This is a genomic window from Micromonospora humidisoli, from assembly GCF_016900955.1.
Lineage (GTDB): Bacteria > Actinomycetota > Actinomycetes > Mycobacteriales > Micromonosporaceae > Micromonospora > Micromonospora wenchangensis.
The window spans coordinates 237869-257914 of record NZ_JAFEUO010000005.1; the positions used below are offsets into that span (position 1 = coordinate 237869).

The 20046-nt window shown below is 75.4% G+C and carries 13 protein-coding genes; 6 read left to right on the forward strand and 7 right to left on the reverse strand.

All coding sequences use genetic code 11. The annotated features are described in order from the left end of the window. Positions 1–192 precede the first annotated feature (192 nt). The gene (locus JQN84_RS19800) at positions 193–900 is read left to right on the forward strand and encodes a VOC family protein (protein WP_204959867.1); all 708 of its coding nucleotides are present in this window, start codon (positions 193–195) and stop codon (positions 898–900) included. 29 nt (positions 901–929) lie between these two features. On the opposite strand, the gene JQN84_RS19805 is transcribed toward JQN84_RS19800, so the two are convergent. The 5 genes from JQN84_RS19805 to JQN84_RS19825 form a co-directional block, all read right to left on the reverse strand. Next, positions 930–1820, reverse strand: coding sequence for a hypothetical protein (locus JQN84_RS19805; protein WP_204959868.1), 891 nt, complete (start codon positions 1818–1820; stop codon positions 930–932). Continuing rightward, positions 1817–2293 carry a hypothetical protein gene (locus tag JQN84_RS19810; RefSeq protein ID WP_204959869.1) on the reverse strand — a complete coding sequence of 159 codons (477 nt, stop codon included), beginning with the start codon at positions 2291–2293 and terminating at the stop codon, positions 1817–1819. The genes JQN84_RS19805 and JQN84_RS19810 overlap by 4 nt, the downstream gene beginning before the upstream one ends. Positions 2294–2375: 82 nt before the next feature. Further along, positions 2376–5303, reverse strand: coding sequence for a M48 family metalloprotease (locus JQN84_RS19815; protein ID WP_204959870.1), 2928 nt, complete (start codon positions 5301–5303; stop codon positions 2376–2378). A 291-nt stretch (positions 5304–5594) separates the two neighbouring features. Continuing rightward, positions 5595–5894, reverse strand: coding sequence for an STAS domain-containing protein (locus tag JQN84_RS19820; protein ID WP_204959871.1), 300 nt, complete (start codon positions 5892–5894; stop codon positions 5595–5597). After that, positions 5891–10000: a SpoIIE family protein phosphatase gene (locus JQN84_RS19825; RefSeq protein WP_204959872.1), complete on the reverse strand. Its 4110-nt coding sequence runs from the start codon at positions 9998–10000 to the stop codon at positions 5891–5893. The genes JQN84_RS19820 and JQN84_RS19825 overlap by 4 nt, the downstream gene beginning before the upstream one ends. Positions 10001–10362: 362 nt before the next feature. Between JQN84_RS19825 and JQN84_RS19830 the strand changes: the two genes are divergently transcribed. Then, positions 10363–11379 carry a LacI family DNA-binding transcriptional regulator gene (locus tag JQN84_RS19830; RefSeq protein ID WP_204959873.1) on the forward strand — a complete coding sequence of 339 codons (1017 nt, stop codon included), beginning with the start codon at positions 10363–10365 and terminating at the stop codon, positions 11377–11379. A gap of 72 nt (positions 11380–11451) precedes the next feature. Here the strand turns inward: JQN84_RS19830 and JQN84_RS19835 are convergent, their stop codons facing one another. Continuing rightward, a complete protein-coding gene (locus JQN84_RS19835) occupies positions 11452–12102 on the reverse strand; it encodes a formylglycine-generating enzyme family protein (protein ID WP_204960325.1) in 651 nt (216 codons plus the stop codon). A gap of 178 nt (positions 12103–12280) precedes the next feature. Next, positions 12281–13939, reverse strand: coding sequence for an FAD-binding dehydrogenase (locus tag JQN84_RS19840; protein ID WP_204959874.1), 1659 nt, complete (start codon positions 13937–13939; stop codon positions 12281–12283). Positions 13940–14035: 96 nt separating this feature from the next. On the opposite strand from JQN84_RS19840, the gene JQN84_RS32095 reads away from it, so the two are divergent. From JQN84_RS32095 to JQN84_RS19860, 4 genes are all read left to right on the forward strand, one after another. Then, the gene (locus tag JQN84_RS32095; RefSeq protein WP_204959875.1) at positions 14036–15280 is read left to right on the forward strand and encodes a PucR family transcriptional regulator; all 1245 of its coding nucleotides are present in this window, start codon (positions 14036–14038) and stop codon (positions 15278–15280) included. 32 nt (positions 15281–15312) lie between these two features. Continuing rightward, positions 15313–16947 carry a copper resistance CopC/CopD family protein gene (locus JQN84_RS19850; protein ID WP_307821343.1) on the forward strand — a complete coding sequence of 545 codons (1635 nt, stop codon included), beginning with the start codon at positions 15313–15315 and terminating at the stop codon, positions 16945–16947. Between the two features lie 114 nt (positions 16948–17061). Next, a complete protein-coding gene (kynU, locus tag JQN84_RS19855) occupies positions 17062–18315 on the forward strand; it encodes a kynureninase (protein ID WP_204959878.1) in 1254 nt (417 codons plus the stop codon). A gap of 80 nt (positions 18316–18395) precedes the next feature. Next, complete coding sequence (locus tag JQN84_RS19860; protein ID WP_204959880.1) at positions 18396–19961, forward strand: Na+/H+ antiporter; 1566 nt, start codon at positions 18396–18398, stop codon at positions 19959–19961. Positions 19962–20046 lie beyond the last annotated feature (85 nt).

Sequence of the window (20046 nt, forward strand, 5' to 3'; positions counted from 1 at the left end):
CCAGGACCACTTGAAGTTTCCGAAACATTTCCGTAAAGTCATCAAGGTCGATGTGGTGGACGGTGGCCCCCGTCGTCGGCAGGCAGGTCCGGGCGGCAACGCCCGTCCCCCGCCCGGACCCCTGCCGCCACCCGGTGGCCGCGCGCCGTAAAACCGTTGTCGCCCACCGGCGGAGGTCGCTACGGTGCCGGGATGCTCCCGCGACACCTGACGTTGACCCTGGACGCGCGGCACCCCACCCGACTGGCCCGGTTCTGGGCCGACCTGCTCGGCCAGGACACCGTCGCAGACGGCACCGACGGGGTACGCCTGCCCGGCACCGACACCCGACCCGACCTGCGGTTCGTGCCGGGCCAGCCGCACCGCACCGGACCCCACCGGATGCACCTGCACCTGACCAGCGACAGCCCCGACGACCAGCGGCTACAGGTCGCACGGGCGATCGCCCTCGGCGGCAGCCACCTCGACGTCGGGCAGCGCCCCGAGGAGACGCACGTCGTGCTGGCCGACCCCGAGGGCAACGAGTTCTGCGTCATCGGGCCGGGCAACACCTTCCTCGCCGGATGCGGCCGGCTCGGGGAGGTCGCCTGCGACGGCACCCGCGAGGTCGGCCTCTTCTGGAGCCGGGCGCTGGGCTGGCCGCTGGTGTGGGACCAGGACCAGGAGACCGCCGTCCAGGCACCGCACGGCGGCACGAAGGTCGCCTGGGGCGGGCCGCCCGTCGCCCCGCAGCGGGGCCGCAATCCGCAACGGTTCGACCTCGCCGCCGCCGGCACCGACCCCCGCACGGAGGTCGACCGGTTGGTCGCCCTCGGAGCCACCCGGCTCGACGCCACCGCCGACGGGGTCGTCCTGCTGGCCGACCCGGACGGCAACGCGTTCGGGGTGACCGTGGGCTGACCCCCACCCCTCGGGGCGGGTCCGCCCGCCTACCGGGGCGTGGCCGCCTCCCGCAGCCCGTCGTACAGGGCGCGCGCCACGGCGGCCGGGACGTAGCCGGCGCGGGCGCTGTCCACGTACACCACCCGGTAGCCGTCGGCGGTGTGCAGCGTGCCGCCGCCGTCGAGCAGCCGCCGCTGGTTCGCCGCGGACAGGTTCTGCCCCGGGTTGGCCACCAGCCACCGCCGCGCCGGATCGGCCCGGAACGCCTCACGCAGGCCCGGCAGCAGCGACAGGTAGCTATCGCCGCCCGGCGGCTCGGGCGCGGTCACCGGATAGATGGTGACCACGTTCTTGCCGGCCGCCGCCCGGACCAGCGGGGAGTTGGTGACCAGCCCGGCGTACGCCGCCCGGGACATCATCACCTTCAGCATCACCAGCGCGAACCCGGCCTGCCGGGTGCCCAGGTAGCTCTTGACCGTCTCGTTGTCGGGAATCAGCCGCCCGAACGGCTCCCGGGCGCCGGCCAGCGGCACCGTGTCCAGGGTCTCGTCGTTGCCGACCAGCGGGTCCAGCAGGTACCCCTCGCCGCCCGGGTCGGCCGGCAACGCCGCCCGCAGATCGGGGTGCCCGTTGGTCCCGGCCCAGGCGAGGAAGGCCACCAACTCGGTGCGCATCGCCACCCGCGCCCGGGCCACCGTCGCCTCGTCGGTGGTCGTGGTGTTCGTCGGGGTGAACCGGAAGGCGCTCGGGTAGCCGGCCAGCCGGTCGACCAGGACGTCGGCGGCCGGCAGACCACCCGTCGGCGACGAGCCGGGCGTGGGCGTCGACGGCCCGGCGGCCGACTGTCGGGGGTCGCCGGGCCCGGCACAGCCGACCAGCATTCCGCCCAGGGTGAGCCCCGCCAACCCCAGCAGCCGGCGGCGGCTCGGCCCGGTCACGACCCGTCCCCGAGCTGGCGGCGCAGCAGGGCGGCGTACGCGGCCTCGGCGATCAGCTGGCAGCGCCGGCGGGACACCCCGAGGGCGGATCCGGCGGTGAGGATCGCGTCGCGGACCGCCTCGGCCTGGGCCAGCACCTCCGGGGAGACCACCACGTCGGTACGGCGGGAGCGCGGTCGCCACCGTCGCCACAGGCGTCGCCAGCCCCGCTCGGCGGCGGGGGCCAGCACCTGGGTCAGCGCCGCCGCCAGCACCGGGTAGACCACCGTCACGAGCAGGCCGTCATCCAGCCCGACGCCGATCCGTCCACCGTGCCACCGCCCGCCCCGCCCCGGTGTCCCCAGCTCACCGGCGAGCCAGGCGGCGGTCACCTCGGGCAGCAGCGCCGACTCCTGCGGCGCGGCGGCCAGCACCACCTCCCGCGCGAGGTCGCTGAGCAGCATCGGCCCCGGCCGGGCCGTCAGATCCGTCATGGTGCACCGCCGATCGGTCGCAGGGTCGGTAGGTCGATGGTGGAGGGTCGCCGCCAGCGGGTCGGGTACCGGCGGGTCACGGTCAGGAATCGAGGGCGTGCACGACCAGACGGGCACCGACCACCGCCAGGTCGTCCAGGAGCAGTCGCTCCTTCGGCTCCAACTGGTCGCGGAACGGGATACCGAGGGCGATCTCGGCGGACAGCACGGTGCGCCCCACCGCGACGACGACCCGCGTCCCACCGGCGACGGCGGGCAACCCGCCCACCGTCGACGAGTCGGTGATCCTGACCCGCAGGCTGTCGTACGGCAGGTCGGCGCGGGGCATGGCCACCGTCCACCGGTGCGCGACGCCACCGTCGGCCAGCGCCGACGGGTACGACCAGCGGGGGCAGGCGGTGACGGCCTGCCGGGCCGCCGCGAGCACCCGGGCCGCCGCGTCGGCCGACGGGTACGACGTCAGCCGCAGCTGGAAGGTCGCGCCCAGCGGTGGCAACGTGGTGGCCGGCACCGCCAGCACGACCCTGCCCTCGGCCGACGCCGGCCGGGCCCGCTCGGCGCGGGCGTCGGCGGCGAACCGGTCGGCGCAGGCCGACGGCCGCACCCCCGCCGGGTCGGTCACCCCGAACGGGCTGAGCCCCGGCGCGGGAGTCCAGTCCGCCGGCAGGCTGCGTCGCGCCTCGGCCAGGGCGGCGTCGACCGCGGCCCGGTCCAGCGGCCGGCCCGGGTCCCGGGCTGCCGGTCGAGGACGTCCGTCGTCCGGCGCGGCGGGTTCCACCCGGGCCGACCGCAGCAGATCCCAGTCGCCGGCCCGCCCGGTCACCGGCGCGGTCCAACCCGCCGCCACCCCACCGGCCACCGCCACGGCCACCAGCGCCGCGAGCACCGGCGGCGGCCAGGACGCCCAGGGACCGTGGCGGCGCGCCGGCCGGCGGCGGCGGGCCCACGCCCGGCACCCGGTCCACAGCTCACGCAGGAGCAGCACCGGGGGCGACGTGACCACCAGCGCGGCGAGCAGCAGCCACGCCGGCCGTTCGAGGAAGGCGAGCAGGTGCGCCGGCGCCGGGCCGACGCCGGCGACGACGTCCCGGGCGAACTGGACGGACCCGGCGGCGACGGTGACCCCGACCCCGGCCGTCCAGGCCACGGCGATGCCCCGGACCCCCCGGGCGAGCAGCACCACCGACGCGACCCACCAGCCGGCCGACGCGCACAGCCACCAGCGGAGGAACAGCAGGAAGAAGGCGTCCCCACCGGCGGTCCGGCCGGCGACCAGCTCGGTCGCGGCGAGGCCGGCGACGACCGCCGTACCGCCGGTCAGCAGGATCAGCGCGATCAGCCGCCGGGGGCCGGCGGCGACCGGCGCGGGCGGCGCGCCCGGCGGGGAGGCCGCCGGGCGCGGTGGCCGGCGGGCACGGGTCGGCCGACGTACCAGCAGCAGGGCGGCCAGCGGCACCGCCGGTAGGGCCACCCGGGCGGCGAAACCGGGGGTGCTCCACAGGGCCCGGTCGATCGGCCCGCTGTGCCAGGCCCAGTGGCCGAACACCAGCAGGGTGGCGGTGGTCAGGACCGCCGTCAGCAGGGCCGCCACCGCGAGCACCGTGACCACCAGGGTCACCCTCCGGCGGATCCCCGACGGCACCCGCGCCACCGCCTCGGCGAACCCGACGGCCACCGTGCCGACCCCGACCAGCACCGGCAGCAGCGCGGCGAACGCACCGAGGTGGAAGCCGGCGAGGAACACCCCGTACACCGGGCTGGTCGCCCCGAAGCCGGGCAGGAGGTATCCGCCGGCCAGCCCGAGCCCGGAGCCGAGCATCCGGGACCACCGCCGACGTACCGACGCGGGGCGGCGGGACCACAGCGGCACCACGACCACGGCCCAGCACAGGGCCGCGACGGCCATCGCGACGTCACCGGCGTCGCCCGGCGCAACCGCGCCGACCCCGTGCGTCAGCGGCCGCAGCAGCGACTGGAAGCCGAACATCGCCACCAGGCCGGCCACCACCGCGACGGTGAAGCCGTCCTCCCAGCGCGGTTCCCGGTCGAGCGCCCGGACCCGCTGCGCGCCCGTCGGATGGCGGGCCAGCCAGCGGCCCGGCCACCACCACCGCGCCCGACGGGGCGGGTCGTCGTCACCACCGGCGGCGGCCAGGGCGTCGCGCAGGTCGGCGTGATCGACCGCGAACCGGTCGGCGGCGTGCTCACGGCGGCGCAGCACCGCCGCCCGCGACAGCAGCGTCCCGGCCGCGAACAGCGCGGTGACCGGCAGGGTCAGCACGTAGTACCGGGTCGCCGGCCCCGGATCGACCAGCACCGGCGTCACCACCAGCACCAGGACCGGCAGGATGAGCCCACCGGTCCACCGGGTCGCCGACGCCCACGCCACATCCCGGGCCCGCACGTGCGCCAACTCGTGCAGCAGCACCAGGTCGAGCAGGTCCGGGCGGCCGTACGCGTGGGCCACCGGCACCACCACCAGCGGCCGGCCGAACGGCACCGCCGTGGTGTACGCCTGCCGGACGCCGACCGGCGCGACGACGAGCCGGGGCCGACGCCGGTCGAGCCCGAGCGTGTCGCACCAGTGCTCGAAGCGTTCCCGCACCACCGCGACACCCCGTTCACCGGCCGGGCGACGGCGGACCCGACGCCACACGGCGTGGCGCGCGGACAGGCCGTCGAGCAGCACGGCCACCCCGGCGAGCCCGAGCACCCCCACCGCCCCGCCGAGCTGGGCCAACCCCCGGACCAGCTCGAAACCCGCGGCGCACCGGTCGTACCGCGCGCCCCGACCGAGTAACCGGGCGGCCTCCCCGCCGTCCGGCGGGAGGTCGTCGAGTGCCGCGCACGCCTGGACCTCGCCCCAGCGGCCCAGGTCGTGCACGACGAAGACGGCGTCGCCGGCCGCCACCCCCACCCCGGCCAGGCAGAGCAACATCAGCAGGTGCAGCCAGCGCAGCCGGGTGGGCCGGCGGCGACGCGGCAGGCCGGCCGGCGGCGGACCCGGCACCGCCGCGGCACCGGACGGGGTACCCGCCGGTGGGGCGGCATCGGCGCGGACGGCGGGTGGGGCGGCATCGGCCGGGGCTTGCGCATCGGTCGGGAGTGGACGGTGGTCGGTGCTGCCCATGCGTCACCCGCTTCCCGCTCGGCGGCGGCAGGGCGAGCGTAGGGTGCCGGTCACCGGAGGGCTGTCGGATCTCCGATCGTCGCCTGACGCACCACCCGAACCGGCGGGGTCGCGGCAGCCGGGTGTCGCCGTCGGGTGGTCGTACGGAGCGCGGCCGGCAGCCGGGCGGGGTCAGTCGGCGAAGGTCACCGTGGTCAGCTCGGCCAGGCCGGAGATGGTCAGGACGCTGGCCAGCAACGGGTTCGCCACCACCCGCAACCGGTCGACGTGGGCGAACAACGCGGCGAGCGCGGCGCTGTCGAGGTACTCCACCCCGGTCAGGTCCACGGTCAGCAGGTGCCCGTCGACCAGCGCGTCGGCGATCGCCGCCCGGAACCGGTCGGCGTTGCTCATGTCGATCTCACCGGCGACGGTCACCAGCGGGGCGCCGTCGGGCTGCCGGCCGGTGGCCAGGTCCAGGGGCGTGTTCATACGGGAATCCTCGTGTGCAGCTCGACGGTGGTGCCGGCGTCGGTGGTCCGGATGTGCACGTGCGACATCAACGCGCGCATCAGGTTGATGCCGCGTCCCCGGTCGTGGTCAATCTCGGGCACCTTCCACCGTCCGGAGTCGACCACCGTGACGAACAGGTCGGTGCCCGCGGCCACCGCGAGCAGCCGGATCAGCCCGGGACGGGCGTCGCGGTGACCATGCTCGACCGCGTTGGCGCAGGCCTCACCGGTGGCCACCAGCACATCCTGGGCCAGGTGCGGGTCGGCACCGGTGCGGCGCAACCACTGGCGCAGGGTGGAACGCACCGGGGCCATCTGCGACCGGTCGGCGGGGAACGACAGCTCCAACGGTGCCGGGTGACGGTAGAGCAGCAGGGCGATGTCGTCGTACCCGCCCTGCGGGGTCATCCGTTGCATCACCCGGTCGGCGAGCTGCTCCACCCCGGCGGTGTGGTCCTCCCGGACGGCGGAGGCGGCCAGCGCGATGCCGGTGTCGAGCGACTGGCGGCGGCGTTCCACCAGGCCGTCGGTGTAGAGCAGCAGCACGGCCCGGGGCGGCACGACGGCTGCCGCGTCGGGGCGGCCACCGCGCGACGGGATGCCCAGCGGGCTGCCCCGGCCGGCGGCCAGCAACTCGGTGTGGCCGTCGGGGTGGGTGAGGATCGCCGGTGGATGCCCGGCGCTGCTGTAGGTCAGCTTCCCGCTCTCCGGGTCGAGGATGCCGCAGAACACGGTGGTGCAGGCCGCACCGGGCAGCATCCGGGCGAACCGGTCCAGGGCGGTGAGCACCTGCGCCGGGCCGGACGCCTCCAGCAGCAGCGCCCGGCAGGCGCTGCGCAGTTGGCCCATCACGGCGGCGGCGGGCAGGCCCCGGCCGACGCAGTCGCCGACGACGATGCCGATCCGGCCGTCGGGCAGGTCCACCGCGTCGTACCAGTCGCCGCCGACCTCCAGGGGGCGGGTCGCCGGCTCGTAGCGGACGGCGAACCCGGCGGGCAGTTCGGCCGGGCCGAGGATGGAGCGTTGCAGGGCGACCGCCACCTCCCGTTGCTGGTCGGCGGCGTGGGCCCGGTGCAACGCCTGCCCGAGCGCCCCGCACAGCAGCAACAGGAGCATCTGGTCCTCGGTGCCGAAGCCGCGTGCCGGGTCGAGTTCGAGCCAGATCACCAGCGGACCCTGCGGCGAGTCGACAGTGGTGCCGACGCCTGCGGGCCGGGCCCCGGTGGCGGCGTCGATGGTGATCCGCAGAGGCGGCTGCGCCCGCAGCGCGGTGACCGTCTCGCGGACCGGGTCGGGCAGTTGCCCCCAGTCGGTGCCGGGGGTGGCGGTCACCGCCGGTGTGCCGTCGGGTGCCCAGAGGGTGGCGACCGTCCGGTGGGCCTGCCAGAGCTGCCGTAGCTCCTCGACGCCGGCGCGCAACGCCTCGCTGGTGCTGGCGGCCCGGGACAGCCGCTGGTTGAGGGTGCTCAGGGCGGTTTCCCGCTGCACCGCGTACCGTTCGGCGGTGACGTCGCGGATGGTGCCGACGACCATCCGCCGGCCCTGGTCGTCGGTGACCGCGTTGAAGGCGACCGCCGTCCAGAGGCGGTGCCCGTCGCGGTGCCGCAGCGGCACCACGAACGATCCGTGGGCGACGGTCATCGCCTGGGCGAACGCGTCGGCCACCAGCCGGTTGGCCGAGGCGTCGGCGACGTCGTCGGGCCACCACGGATAGCGGGGTCGGTAGGGCAGGCCCTCGGGGCCGTAGCCGAACAGCTCGGCGAAGGCGGTGTTCATCTCGACCAGCGCGCCGTCGGCGTCCAGGACGAAGAACCCCTCCTGCAACGAGTTGATCATCGCGGTCCGCCAGTTGGCGTGGTGGTTACGCAACCGGGCCAGGTCGACGTTGGCCCGGACCCGGGCCAGCAGTTCCTCGGCGGAGAACGGCTTGACCAGGTAGTCGTCGGCTCCGGCCTCCAACCCCTCGACGGCGGCCTCTCCGCCGGCGCGGGCCGACAGCAGCAGCACCGGCACCCCCATGGTGCGGGGTTCGGCGCGCAGCGCGGCGACCAGTTCGAGCCCGTCCAGGCCGGGCATCATCACGTCGCTGACGATCAGGTCGGGCGGTGCGGTGCGGGCCTGGGCCAACGCGGCGAGCCCGTCGCCGACGGCGGTGACGTCGTAGCGGGACCGCAGCAGCCGGTGCAGGTACTCGCGCATGTCGGCGTTGTCGTCGGCGATCAGCACCCGGGGTCGGTCCGCGCCCGGCAGGTCGACCGGCGACGGCTGCGGCGTCGGCCGGTCGTCGGTGCCGGCGGCCGGCAGCCAGCGCAGCGCCTCGGCGACGAACGGTTCGGCGCTGTCCGACGGCACCGGCGCGCCGACGCCGGTGACGACGTGTTCGGCGGGCAGGTGGGCGACACCGTACGGCAGCCGTACGGTGAAGGTGGTGCCGACGTCCGGGGTGCTGTCCACGGTGATCGTGCCGCCGTGCAGGCCGACCAGTTCCCGGACCAGGGCCAGGCCGATGCCGCTGCCCTCGTGGGACCGGGAGCGGGCCTGCGGCACCCGGTGGAAGCGCTCGAACAGCCGGGGGATCTCGTCGGCCGGCACCCCGATGCCGGTGTCGGCGACCTGCACCGTCGGGGTGCCGTCGCGGTCGGCCACGGTGACCCGGATGCCGCCGTGGAAGGTGAACTTGAGGGCATTGCTGAGCAGGTTGAGCACCACCTTCTCCCACATCGCCCGGTCGACGTGCACCGGCCCGGACAGCGACGGGCAGTCCACGTCGAGGGTGAGGCCGGCGCGTTCGACGGCCGCCCGGAACACGCTGGCCAGCTCGGCGGTGAACCGGGACAGGTCGACGGGCTCGTAGCTGGCCTGCATCCGGCCGGCCTCGATGCGGGAGAAGTCGAGCAGCGCGGTGACCAGCTTGCCCAGCCGCAACGCGTTGCGGTGCATGACGTCCAGTTCGTCGCGGACCTGCGCGTCCCCGTCGCCCAGCCGGGCCCGCAGCTCCTGCAACGGGCCGCTGATCAGCGTCAGCGGGGTGCGGAACTCGTGGCTGATGTTGGAGAAGAACGCCGTCTTGGCCCGGTCCAGCTCGACGAGTTCCTCGGCCCGCTGCTGCTGCACCTCGTAGGCGACCGCGCCGTTGATCAGGGCGGCGCTCTGCTGGGCCACCAGGTCGAAGAAGGTGCGGTAGCCGTCGTCGAGCGCCCGGCCGGCGCTGGCGGCCAGCACGACGACGCCGATGTCCTCGGCGCCGGTCTCGCCGTGCAGCGGCAGCACCATCGCCTCGGTCGGTGCGGTCTGCCAGCCGCCGGCCGGCAGTTCGCCGGCCCGGTCGAGCAGGTCGGTGACGTGCGCCGGGCGACCGTCGGTGAGCACCTGCGCCACCGGCCACACCGCAGCGGTGGCCCCGCCCGCCCGGTCGACCTCGCCGGCGCGGGTGCTGGCGGTCAGCCGTAGCCCGCCGTCGCGCCCCCGCAGGTAGACCGCCGCGTACGGCACGTCGGCCCCGGCCCGGCCGAGCGACCCGGCGACCAGCTCGCACGCCTCATCGACGGTGCGGGCGGTGCCGGCCTGGGCCCCGAGGTCCTGCAACGCGGCGAGCCGCCGCTGGCCGATGACCCGTTCGGTGGTGTCGCTGACGGCGGTGAACACGCCGCGCACCACACCGTCGTCGTCGTGCAGCGGGCTGTAGGAGTACGTCCAGTAGGTCTCCTCCCAATAGCCGTGCCGGTTCATCGGCAGCAGCAGGTCCTCCGACCAGGTCGCCTCGCCGGTCTGCACCACGCCGTGCAGCATCGGCCCGATGATGTGCCAGATCTCGCCCCACACCTGGTCGCCGGGCTTGCCGAGGGCGGGGTGTTTGCTGCCGAGCAGCGGGCCGTAGGCGTCGTTGTAGAGGAAGCGCAACTCCGGGCCCCACCAGACGATCATGGGGAACCGGGAGGTCAGGCAGATCCGGGTGGCGGTGCGCAGGCTCGCCGGCCAGTCGTCGACCGCGCCCAGCGAGGTGGCGGGCCAGTCGAAGGCGCGCATCCGGGCCGCCATCTCGCTGGCACCGGTGAACACGGAACGCCCCGCCTCAGCCTCGGCCATCGCCGCCCCGCCCTCCCGCACGTCTCGCGCAGGGACGACCGCGTGTCCGCGGTTCGTCGCCGGCCACCGGCAGAGTCTCCTGCCGTTGCGGCACAGCATGCCGTATGCGTCGCCGCAGCAGAAATCGGACGGGACGCGAAGGTCCGGCGTCTCCCGGTCCGACCCACCGCACCGGACAAGTCGGTTTCGGGAAAGTTTCGGTTTGTCGACGGCCCACTGTCACTCGGGCCGGCACCAGGGTAGGTGCTCCCCGACCGGCCGGCTCCGGGCGGTCGCATCGCCGCGACGACCAGGGCGTCACCCGACCTCCGAAACTTTCGGGCTATGCTGCCGACGGGCGTACGACTGCGGAGGAGATGGGCATGGCGGAGGACCGGGCGACGCTGTCGGAGATCGCGACCGCCGCGGGGGTGTCCGTGCCCACCGTCTCGAAGGTGCTCAACGGTCGACCCGACGTCGCCCCGGCGACCCGACGTCGGATCCAGGACCTGCTCGACCGGCGGTCGTACACCGCCCGCCGGGCGCCCGCGGTGCCCGGCGCGGCCGGCCTCATCGACCTGGTCTTCCGGGATCTCGGCAGCCCCTGGGCGATGCAGATCCTCGACGGTGTCGAGGATCTGGCCTACCGGGCGGGCGTCGGCGTGGTCGTCTCCGCCGTGCACGGGCGCAGCCGCAGCCGCCCCGACCGGCGGTGGATCGAGCAGCTCTCCAAGCGCCGCTGCGACGGGGTGCTGCTCGTGCTCTCCGACCTGTCCCCCAGCCAGCAGGGCCAGCTCGAAGAACTGGGCATCCCGGTGGTCATCATCGACCCGGCCGGCCAGCCCGGCGCGGGCATTCCGTCGGTGGGGGCGACGAACTGGTCCGGCGGGGTGGCCGCCGCCGAACACCTGCTCGACCTGGGTCACCACCGGATCGCGGTGATCGGCGGCCCGCCGACGGTGCCGTGCAGCCGGGCCCGGGTCGACGGGTACCGGGCCGCGATGAACGCGGCCAACCGCAAGATCCCCGCCGGGTACGTCAGGCACGGCGACTTCACCTCCCCGTCGGGCTACCGGGAGATGAACGCCCTGCTGGACCTCGCCCAGCCGCCCACCGCCGTGTTCGCCTGCGCCGACGAGATGGCGCTGGGGGCCTACGAGGCACTCTACGAGCGCGGCGCGCGGGTCCCCGACGACATCAGCATCGTCGGCTTCGACGACCTCGACTCGGCCCGCTGGGCGGCCCCGCCGCTGACCACCGTGCGTCAGCCGCTGGCCGAGATGGCCGGCATGGCGACCCGGATGCTGCTCTCCCTGGTCGCCGGGGAGGGGCTGGACAGCCACCGGATCGAGCTGGCCACCCCGCTGATCGTGCGGCACAGCACCCGCCGGCTGGCCTGACCGGCGGCCCCCCTCCCCGCCGCCCGGCACCTCCCCCGCCGACGCGGGAGCGGGGGCCGTGCGGGAGCGGGGTCAACGGGGCAGGGAGCGGGCCAGTCGGAAACCGACGTCGTCGATCCGCAACGTCGGGTGGCTGCGGCGGCGTACCGAGGCCCGGCAGCTCCAGTGCTCGTCGAACCAGCCGCCCCCGCGCAACACCCGGTAGCCGCCGTACACCTCGGCGTCGTAGACGTCCCAGCACCACTCCCAGACGTTGCCGAGCGTGTCGTACAAGCCCCACGGGTTGGGCGCGCGGTCGCCCACCGGGTGCGACCGCTCACCGGAGTTGCCCCGGTACCAGGCGATCTCGTCGAGCGGGCCGTAGCGCGGCCCGGTGGTGCCGGCCCGGCAGGCGTACTCCCACTCGGCCTCGGTCGGCAGCCGGTAGCCGTCGGCGGTGGAGTCCCAGTCGGCTCCCTCGCCGTCGTCGTGCAGCCGGTAGGCGGGCGTCAGCCCCTCCCGAAGGGAGAGCGCGACGCAGAACCGCACGGCGTCCGCCCAGGACACCCCCTCCACGGGCAGCCGGTCGCCCGCGACGGTGCCCGGCCGTTCCCCGGTCACCCGGGCGTACCAGCCCTGGGTGACCGGGACGACGCCGACCCGGTACGCCGGCACCTCGACCGACCAGCGGCGCTCGGTGCGGCGGTCGGACAGGGTCACCTGCCCCGCCGCGACGGTCACCATCGCGGTCAGCGCGTCGTCGTCCACGGCAGCCGAGCCTACCGAGGACCCGGCCGGGCCGGCCGGCTCGGGCCGCTGCCCCACCGAAGACCGGCACCGGGTGTCAGGCGCGGTCCACCGAAGACCGGCACCGGGTGTCAGGCGCGGTCCACCGACGGCCGTTGCCGGGTGACGGCGTCGGTCAGCCGACGGCCGCCGCCGCGGCGCGACCGGCGGTGCGGCCGGAGAAGAGGCAGCCGCCGAGGAAGGTGCCCTCCAGGGCGCTGTAGCCGTGCATGCCCCCGCCCCCGAAGCCGGCGACCTCGCCGGCCGCGTACACCCCGGCCAGTGGTTCGCCGTCGGGGCGCAGCACCCGGGCCGACAGGTCGGTGTGCAGGCCGCCGAGGCTCTTACGGGTCAACACGTGCAGTTGCACCGCGATCAGTGGTCCGGCCGCCGGGTCGAGCAGCCGGTGCGGGGTGGCGACCCGGATCAGCCGGTCACCCCGGTAGCGGCGGGCCCCCCGGATCGCGGCGAGCTGGGCGTCCTTGCCGAACGGGTGGGCGATCTCCCGGTCCCGGGCCTCGACCAGTGCGGTCAGCGCGGTGGTGTCGAGCTGCGGCCCGCCGGTCTCGGCGGCCAGCTTGTTCATCCCGGCCACCAGCTCGGGCAGGGTGTCGGCGACGACGAAGTCGGCCCCGTGCCGCTTGAACGCCTCGACCGGGCCGGGTGCCCCTGGTCGGACCCGTTGCAGCACCTGCCGGACGCTGCGGTCGGTGAGGTCGGGGTTCTGCTCGGAGCCCGACAGCGCGAACTCCTTCTCGATGATCTTCTGGGTGAGCAGGAACCAGCTGTAGTCGTGCCCGGTGGCACGCAGGTGCCGCAGGGTGGCCAGGGTGTCGAAGCCGGGGAACAGCGGCGCCGGCAGCCGCGCCCCGGTGGCGTCGAGCCAGAGCGAGGACGGGCCGGGCAGGATGCGGATGCCGTGCTGGGGCCAGATCGGGTCCCAGTTGCGCAGCCCCTCGGTGTAGTGCCACATCCGGTCCGGGTTGATCACCTGCCCGCCGGCGATCTCGGTGATGGCGAGCATCCGGCCGTCGACGTGGGCGGGGACGCCGGTGACCATCCGGGTGGGCGGGGTGCCGAGCCGGGCCGGCCAGGCCCGCCGGACGAGGTCGTGGTTGCCGCCGATGCCGCCGGAGGTGATGATCACGGCCTGGGCGTCGTGCTGGAAGTCGCCGACGACCTCCCGGGAGCTGCTGCGTCCCCGGGGCGCGTCGTCGGGGGCGAGCAGCGCGCCGCGTACCCCGGTGACGGCGCCCCCGGTGGTGACGAGCTCGTCGACCCGGTGCCGGAACAGCAGCGTCACCCGGCCCTGTTCGACGGCCTGCCGGACCCGCCTGGCGAACGGCTCGACGACGCCGGGGCCGGTGCCCCAGGTGACGTGGAACCGGGGCACCGAGTTGCCGTGCCCGTGGGCCGCTCCCCCGCCCCGCTCGGCCCAGCTCACCACCGGGAAGACCCGGTGCCCCATCGACCGCAGCCAGGCCCGCTTCTCCCCGGCGGCGAAGTGCACGTACGCCTGCGCCCACTGGCGCGGCCAGTGGTCCTCGGGCCGGTCGAAGGCGGCGCTGCCGGTCCAGTCCTGCCAGGCCAGCTCGACCGAGTCGCGGATGCCCATCCGCCGCTGCTCGGGCGAGTCGACGAAGAACAGCCCGCCGAACGACCAGAACGCCTGCCCGCCGAGGTTGTGCTCCGACTCCTGGTCCACCAGCAGCACCCGGCGGCCCGCGTCGGCGGCCTCGGCGGCGGCGACCAGGCCGGCCAGGCCGGCGCCGATCACGATGACATCCGTCTCCATGCGCCGACCCTAGGTAGCGCGGTGCCAAAATGATCCGTGCCGGGGCGCAGTATTCACCGCCGGAATTATCACCCCGATGACAAAGGATGGCCGATCGTGTCGGACGCCCTGCTCGACATCGAGCCCGGTCTCGCCGGTCTCGCGCCGTCGGTCGGCGACCACCTGCGGGGGTTGCGCGGGCCGCTGCACGAGCGGATCCTCGGCACCGTCCGGGCCGCGATGGCCGCCCAGGGCCGGTCGCTGACCGGTGGGCAGGGGCAGGGCCTGGCGCTGGGCGTGCAGACCGCCGTCGACACCTTCGTCGACGCGGTCGCCGACCCGGCCCGGGAGCTGACCGGGACCCGGGAGGTGTTCCATGCCCTGGGCCGCACCGAGTACCGCGAGGGGCACCGGGTGGACGCGCTGCGGACCGTGCTCACCCTCGGGGCCCGCGACATCTGGGCCTTCCTGGTGGAACACGCCACCGCGCCGGGCGGACCCGGCAGGCAGGCCACCGCGCCGGCCGGCCCGGCGCCGGCCGACCTGTACGTGATCGCCGGGGCGCTGTTCGGCTACGTCGACGCGCTGGCCGGGGCCGCCGCCGAGGGGTTCCTCGCCGAGCAGCGCGACACCGCCCAGGACTGGGCCACCACCCGACGCCGGCTGGTCACCCTCCTCGTGCAGCCCGACCCGCCGACCGGGGCGGTGCTGCACGCCGCCGCCGACGCGGCCCGCTGGCCGTTGCCGGCGACCGTGGCCGTGTTCAGCGTCGACGGCACCGACGCCGAGCACGTGGCCCGGGGCATCGGCGCGGGCGCGCTGGCCGCCGTCGTCGGCGACGCCATCCGGGTGGTGCTGCCCGACCCCGGTACGCCGGGACGCCTGGACCGGGCCCGGCAGGCGCTGGTCGGGCGGCGGGCCGCGCTCGGGCCGACGGTACGGCGGCAGCGGGCGCGGCTGTCGTACCGGCTTTCCCGCCGGGCACTGACCCTGCACCAGCACGGCGCGCTCGGCCCGGACCCGGTGGTGTCCTGCGACGACCATCTGCTCACCCTGCTCACCGCGTGGGAACCCGGCCTGGCCGGGCACCTCGCCGGCACGGTGCTGGCCCCGCTGGCCGGGTTGCGGCCGACCACCCGCCGGGCGCTGGCCGAGACGCTGCGCGGCTGGCTGCGCCGGCAGGGGCAGGTGGTGGCGGTCGCCGCGGACCTGCACACCCACCCGCAGACGGTCCGCTACCGGATGCGGCAGCTGCGCGGCCTGTTCGGCCCGGCCCTCGACGACCCGGACGCCCGTCTCCTGCTGACCCTCGCCCTGCACCTGCACCCGACGGGTGAGCCGGATCGTTCCGGTGACGGTTGAACCATGTGATCACGAAATACGAACTACTGTGCGTGCGTACCACCCGTTCCGCCGTCCTGCTGGGGTTCCTCCTCGCGCTGCTGTCCGTACCGCTGACCCCGGCGACCCCGGCCGCCGCGCACGCCGCGCTGGTCGCGACGAGCCCGGTCCGCGACGCGGTGATCGGCACCCCGCCCGGGGAGGTGGTGCTGGTCTTCAGCGAGTCGGTCTCCCCGGTCGTCGGCCGGGTGCAGGTGCTCGGCCCGGACGGGCGGCGGGTCACCGCCGGCGAGCCGGTCGCGGACGGTGCCACGCTGCGCATCCCGGTGCGGGTGTCGAACCGGCCGCTCGGCACCTACCTGGTCAGCTACCGGGTGATCTCGGCCGACAGCCACCCGGTCGCCGGCAGCTTCGCCTACTCGGCCGGCGCGCCGTCGGCGACGCCGCCGGAGCCGGTGAGCGTGGACGAGCGACCCTCCGGCGGGTGGACCCCCGCCGCCCGCTACGTCGGTTACCTGGGTCTGGTGCTGGCGGTCGGCCCCACGCTGCTGGGCGCGGCACGCTGGCCCCGTCGCCGCCGCCGAGCGGTGACCACCACCGGGTACGTCGGCCTGGCGCTGGTGGCCGTGGGCACCGCCGGGACGTGGGTGGCGCAGGCCGCCGACATGGTCGGGGTGCCGGTCGGCGGCCTGACGCGCGGCGACCTGACGGCGGTCGCGGGCAGCGACGTCGGCCCGGTGCTCGGCGCGCGGCTGGCGCTGGCCGGGATCGCCGCCGGGCTGCTGTCGGCGGTGGCCGGCGGGCGGGCCGGGCGTGGCCGGCGGACCGCGCTGGCGGTGGTGGGTCTGGCCGGGCTGGTGACCTGGCCGCTGGCCGGGCATCCGGTGGCCTCGCCGCTGCCGCCGGTGAGCATCCTCGCCGACCTGGTGCACCTGGCCGGGATGAGCGTGTGGCTGGGCGGGCTGGTCACCCTGGCGGTGTTCGTGCTGCCCGGCACCCACCGGCGGGTGCTGGGCCGCATCCTGCCGGCCTGGTCGCGGTGGGCGACCGTCGCGGTGGGGTGGCTGGTCGCCTCCGGCGTCGGGCAGGCCGCGATCGAACTCGGCCGGCCCGGCGCGCTGGTCGGCACCACGTACGGTCGACTGCTCTGCGCCAAGGCGGCGCTGCTGGCCGCCGTGCTCGGCGTCGCGGCCTGGCAGCGGCGGATGGTGCGCGACGGCCGGGCCGCCGACCGGCCGGGCCGGGTGGCGCGGGCCGCCGGGGTGGAACTCGCCGCCACGGCGGTGGTGCTGGCGCTGACCGCCGTGCTGGTGCAGACCCCGCCCGGCCGGACCGCCGACACGCAGGCCGCCCGCGCCACCCGCGAGGGCGTCGCGCAGACTCTCACCAGCGCCGGCTACACCCTCCAGTTCGACATCTACCCGGTCCGGGTGGGGGTGCCGAACTCGCTGCACGCCTACGTCTACACCCCGCAGGGGCAGCCGCTGCCGGTGGCCCAGTGGACGGTCAGCCTCGCCCTGCCGGCCGCCGGGATCGAACCGATGACGGTGCCGGTGGAGAGCCCGGAGCCGCACCACGGCAGCGCCGAGATCAGCCTGCCGGCGCGCGGGGACTGGACGATCCGGTTCACCGTCCGCACCAGCGACATCGACCAGGCCACCGTCACCGCCACCGTCCCGGTCGGCTGACCCGCGGCCGACCCGACAGGGTACGGGGTGACTGGTCCACCGGCCCTTACGGGTCGCCGGGCCGATCGGCTAGCCTGCATCGGCCCGGGTGTCCCCGGGCGGAGGGAGGACACCATGACCACACCGACATCCCGACACGTCGCGCAGGAGCGGGACGCCACCGATCCGCTGGCCGGCCTGCGGGACCGGTTCGTGGTGGACGACCTGCTCTACCTCGACGGCAACTCGCTGGGCCGGCTGCCGGCCGCCACCGGCGACCACCTGGCCGACCTGGTCCGCGACGGCTGGGGCACCGAACTGGTCCGCAGCTGGCCGACCTGGATCGAGTGGCCGCGCCGCATCGGTGACCGGATCGCCGCCCACGCGCTGGGCGCCCGCGACGGCGAGGTGATCGTCTCCGACTCGACCTCGGTCAACCTCTACAAGCTGGCCGCCGCCGCGCTGGACGCCCGGCCCGGCCGGGGCACGATCCTGGCCGACGCCGAGGAGTTCCCCACCGACCGTTACCTGCTGGAGGGGTTGGCCGCCCAGCGGGGGCTCGCCCTGCGGCTGCTCCCCTCCGACCTGGACGAGGGGCTGGACCAGGCCACCCTGACCGAGGCGCTCACCGAGGACGTGGCGCTGGTGGTGCTCTCGGCGGTGTCGTACCGCTGCGGGGCGCTGCTGGACGTCGCGGCGGTGACCGAGGCGGCCCGTCGGGTCGGCGCGCTGGTGCTGTGGGACCTGTCGCACGCGGTCGGCTCGGTGCCGCTGGACCTGACCGCCGCCGGGGCCGACCTCGCGGTCGGCTGCACCTACAAGTACCTCAACGGCGGCCCCGGCGCACCAGCCTTCCTCTACGTGCGGCGGGAGTTGCAGGAGTCGCTGCGCCAGCCGATCTGGGGCTGGTTCGGCCAGCGCGACCAGTTCCGGATGGGTGCCGGCTACGATCCCGCGCCCGGCCCGGAGCGGTTCCTGGTGGGCACCCCGCCGGTGCTCGGGATGGCCGCCCTCGACCCGGCCCTGGACGTGCTGGCCGACGCCGGGATGGACCGGGTCCGGGAGAAGTCGCTGCGGCTCGGCGAGCTGATCATCGAGTTGGCCGACGTCTGGCTCGTCCCGCACGGTTTCCGGCTCGCCTCCCCGCGCGACCCGGACCGGCGCGGCGGGCACGTGTCGCTGTACCACCCGGAGGCGTTGCGGATCTCCCGGGCCCTGGTCGACGCCGGGGTGGTCGGCGACTACCGGGTGCCGGACCGGCTGCGGCTCGGCCCGGCGGCGCTCTACACCCGCCACGTCGACGTGTGGGACGCGATGGACCGGCTGCGGGACATCGCCGAGCGGCGGGCCTGGACCGGGGTGCCGGCGGAGCCGTCCCGGGTCACCTGAGCCGATCCGGGCAGATCCCGGATTCTCCCCGCCTCGCCGTCGACTTCGTACCAGCATGTCGGGTGGAGGCGGGGGGTGCCGTGGACGTCCTGGTCCTGATCGTGGTGCTGGCCACCACCGTGCTGGTCGGCACCACCATCGGCGGCCGGTACCGGGTCGCCCCGCCGGTGCTGCTGATCACCATGGGTGGCCTGCTGGCGCTGCTGCCCCCGCTGTCGGACGTGGTGCTCGAACCCGAGGTGGTGCTGCTGCTCTTCCTGCCGGCCGTGCTCTACCGGGAGAGCCTGGTGATCAGCCTGCGGGAGATCCGGGCGAACCTGCTGGTGATCGCCTCGCTGGCAGTGGCGCTGGTGGTGGTGACCATGGTGGCGGTGGCGCTGGTCGCCAAAGGGCTCGGGATGACCCCGCAGGCGGCCTGGGTGCTGGGCGCGGTGCTCGCCCCCACCGACGCGGCGGCGGTGGCCGGCCTCGCGAAGCGGATGCCCCGCCGGATCCTGACCACACTGCGGGCGGAGAGCCTGGTCAACGACGGCACCGCGCTGGTGCTGTTCTCGGTGACGGTCGGGTTGATCGTCGGTGGCACCGCGCCGGGGGTGTTCGGCTTCCTGGGCCGGTTCGTCGGCTCGGCCGGCGGCGGGATCGTCGCCGGGCTGGTCGTCGGCCTGGTGGTGGTGCTGATCCGACGCCGGTTGGACGACCCGCTGCGGGAGGGCGCGCTGAGCGTGCTCACCCCGTTCGCCGCGTTTCTGCTGGCCGAGGTGGTGCACGCGAGCGGGGTGCTCGCCGTCGTGGTGGCCGGGCTGCTGCTGTCGTACTTCAGCCCGAGGATCATCCGGGCCCGGTCCCGGGTGTTGGCGTACGCCTTCTGGGACCTGTCCACCTTCCTGATCAACGGCGCGCTCTTCGTGCTGCTGGGCATGCAGATCCCCCGGGCGGTGAACCACGTGACCAGCACCTCGCTGGTGCGGTCGGTGGCGATCGCCGCCTCGGTCACGCTGATGGTGGTGGTGGTCCGGCTGGTGTGGTTACAACTGTTCTCCTACGGTCTGCCGGTGGTGGGTCGGGGTGCCGGGGTGAGCCGGCGGGTCCGGGTGGCGGCCGGCTGGGCGGGGTTCCGGGGGGCGGTGTCGCTGGCCGCCGCCCTCGCGGTGCCGGTCACCACGGCCACCACGCACCAGCCGGTGCCGGAGCGGGATCTGATCATCTTCTGCACCGCCGTGGCGATCGTGTCGATCATGCTGGTGCAGGGCATCACCCTGCCGGCGGTGGCCCGCTGGGCCGGCCTGCGCGGCGACGAGGCGCGCGGGGACGAGGTCCGGCACGCCCGCCGCCGGGCCACCGAGGTGGCGTTGGCGGCGCTGCCGGACGTCGCCGCCAACCTCGACGTCGACGGGGCGGCGGTGGACCGGTTACGCACCGACTACCAGCGCCACCTGGACCTGGTGACGGAGTCCGGTGGCGGACGGGAGGCCGACCGGGCCCAGGAGTTGGACACCCGGCTGCGGCTGGGGGTGCTGGAACACAAGCGCCGCGAGGTGACCCGGCTGCGCGACAACAACGAGATCGACGACAGCGTGCTGCGCGAGGTGCAGGCGGCGCTGGACATCGAGGAGATCCGCCTGCTCGGCCCGCAGACCGAGGACTGAGCGTTCCTGCGGTGGTGCGCACGCCACGTCGGACGAGCACGTCACCAGGACGATCAGCCTCGTTGAGCAGGCGGAAGCTGCTGTC

Bases quoted from the DNA above. Each gene is read 5' to 3' on its own strand.
- JQN84_RS19825 (WP_204959872.1), bottom strand. From the start codon at position 10,000: ATGGCCGAGGCTGAGGCGGGGCGTTCCGTGTTCACCGGTGCCAGCGAG.
- JQN84_RS19835 (WP_204960325.1), bottom strand. From the start codon at position 12,102: ATGGTGACCGTCGCGGCGGGGCAGGTGACCCTGTCCGACCGCCGCACC.
- JQN84_RS19800 (WP_204959867.1), top strand. From the start codon at position 193: ATGCTCCCGCGACACCTGACGTTGACCCTGGACGCGCGGCACCCCACC.
- JQN84_RS19840 (WP_204959874.1), bottom strand. From the start codon at position 13,939: ATGGAGACGGATGTCATCGTGATCGGCGCCGGCCTGGCCGGCCTGGTC.
- kynU (WP_204959878.1), top strand. From the start codon at position 17,062: ATGACCACACCGACATCCCGACACGTCGCGCAGGAGCGGGACGCCACC.
- JQN84_RS19820 (WP_204959871.1), bottom strand. From the start codon at position 5,894: ATGAACACGCCCCTGGACCTGGCCACCGGCCGGCAGCCCGACGGCGCC.
- JQN84_RS19830 (WP_204959873.1), top strand. From the start codon at position 10,363: ATGGCGGAGGACCGGGCGACGCTGTCGGAGATCGCGACCGCCGCGGGG.
- JQN84_RS19810 (WP_204959869.1), bottom strand. From the start codon at position 2,293: ATGACGGATCTGACGGCCCGGCCGGGGCCGATGCTGCTCAGCGACCTC.